This window comes from Mycobacterium sp. TH-M15 (assembly GCF_057473705.1).
Map to the genome: position 1 here is coordinate 1 of NZ_JBYCLB010000378.1, position 2,198 is coordinate 2,198.

General features: G+C 70.8%; 2 protein-coding genes. Both read right to left on the reverse strand.

What is annotated here, in order from left to right:
• Nucleotides 1–46: 46 nt before the first annotated feature.
• Nucleotides 47–874 (reverse strand): CbiQ family ECF transporter T component, encoded by an 828-nt coding sequence (locus AC2VNT_RS09330; protein ID WP_486946587.1) that lies wholly within the window; start codon nucleotides 872–874, stop codon nucleotides 47–49.
• The coding region (locus AC2VNT_RS09335; protein WP_486946588.1) for an ABC transporter ATP-binding protein at nucleotides 871–2,198 on the reverse strand (1,328 nt) is incomplete at its 5' end. The genes AC2VNT_RS09330 and AC2VNT_RS09335, both read right to left, overlap by 4 nt.

Here is a 2,198-nt window from a genome sequence, read left to right on the forward strand (position 1 = left end):
CGTTTCAACCTCGACGACTACCAGTTCACCGGCTGACGCCTCATCGCTAAGCCAGCGCCAGCTGCGCTGCCACGGCGGCCGCGCACACCACCGACGCGATCGACAGGGACATCCAGTCAGCCCGTTTCGGCCCCGACTGGGACGCCGAGATCTGGCCGGTGCCGCCGCGGGCGGTGATCGCATCGCCCATCTCGTCGGCGCGCCGCAACGTCACGGTGACCACTGCGACGGTCAGGTCGAGCACCTCGCCCACCAGGCGCTTGAGCCGGGCCCAGCGGGTCGGCGCCGGCTGCTTGGGCCGCAACCGACGAGCGGCCAGGAGCACCCGGAACTCGTCGACCAGCATCGGGAAGGTGCGCAGCGCGAGCGCCACCGCCACCGCCCACTCATCGACCGGTATCCGGATCAGCCGCAGCGGCCGGCCCAACGTCGCGACGGCGGGTGCGATTTCGGCGACGTTGGTGGTCCACGACACCATCGCCCCCAGACCGAGCAGCACGATCGACAGCGCGGTCAGGCGCAGGAAGTTCAACAGCCCGCCCAGTCCGAGTGAGACGGCGCCCACGTGCACCATCGGGGCTCCGCCGGCCAGCGCCGTCGCGAAGCCGGCGATGGCCAGCACGATCCACAGTCCGCGCGGCACCGACGGCACTGCGCCGCGCGGAATGCCCGCGACCCGAGCGGTCACCAGCACCAGCGCTGCCAACAGCCCGATCGGCGCCCAGCCCGGGTAGATCGTCAGCAGCGCCGAGATAGCGAACACGACGATCAATTTCGTGCCGGCCCACAGCTCGTGGATCGGGGAACGCCCGGGCACCGGGCGCAGCAGTACCACGGGGCGCGGTGGGCGCTTCGCCGAGGCGGTCCCGGTCACGACATGCCCCCGGCCGCGGCCGCTTGCAGCGCACCGCCGTTGAGGTGCACGGTGCGCGGGCACAGCTCTTCCATCCCGGCGAAGTCGTGCGAGATGACCACCACGGTAAGACCGGTGTCCCGGCGCCGATCCGCCAGCAGCCGCAGCAACCGCCGCTGGCTGGCGGCATCCAGCCCCGCCAGTGGCTCGTCGAGGATCAGTACCCGCGGCGACCGCGCCAGCAACCCGGCCAGCACCACGCGGCGCATCTGGCCGCCGCTGAGCTGGTCGATACGCCGCTTGGCCACCGCAGCCTCCAGGCCGACGACGGCCAGCGCCGCGGTCACCCGGTCGTGGTCGTCGGCGGAAAAGCCGGCTGCCGAAGCGACTTCCAGGTCGACCCGGGGACGCATCAACTGCAGCCGGGCCGCCTGGAACTTGAGCGCGACCGCGCCGACCTGCTCGGCGATGGGTCGCCCGTCCAGCAGGCAGGCGCCGATGGTCGGCGAAGTCAACCCGGCCATGATCCAAGCCAGCGTCGACTTACCGGAGCCGTTGCCGCCGTGGATGAGCAACCCGTCGCCCTCACGCACCCCGAAGCTGACATCGCGCAGCGCGGTCTTCGCCCACGGGGTGCCGACGGCGTATTCGTGGCCGACGCCGGCGAGTTCGAGCATCGGCGCCCCCGATTGGTGGCCCACCGTGACCGTCGGCGCCGGTGCGGTCGTGGTCTCGACCATCGCGGTGTTGTCCAGCGAAGCGCTGAGGTTGATCGTGCGCTCGGCGGAATCGGCTTCGTTGTTGTAATGGGTGATGTACACCAGGGCCGTTTTGTGTCGGTCGGTCAGGCTGGACAGCACGCCCAGCAGCGTCTCGCGGCCCCGCTGATCGACCATGGCGGTGATTTCGTCGGCGATGAGCAGCGCCGGCTCCCGCGCCAGCGCCCCGGCCACGGCCAGCCGCTGCAGTTCACCGCCGGAAAGCCCGCCGGTGTCGCGTTCGGCGAAGCCCGCCAGCCCGACTTCACCGAGCAACCGGTCGACGTCGGTGACCTTGCCTGGCGGCAGACCCCACACCACGTCGTCGGCGACCCGGGTGCCCAGCACCTGGCTTTCCGAATGCTGCAAAACGATCGCCGTGCCACCGAGCCGGCCAAGACCCACCGAGCCGGGGCGTTCGACAGTGCCCGACGTCGGCTCGCGGCCGGCCAGGATCAGCGCGAGTGTGGACTTGCCGGAACCGTTTTCGCCGGTGACGGCGACGTGTTCACCTGTGCCCACCTCCAGGCTGATCGGTCGCAGCGCATCGTGCTCGGTGTGCAGATAGCGATAGCGCACCTCCTCCA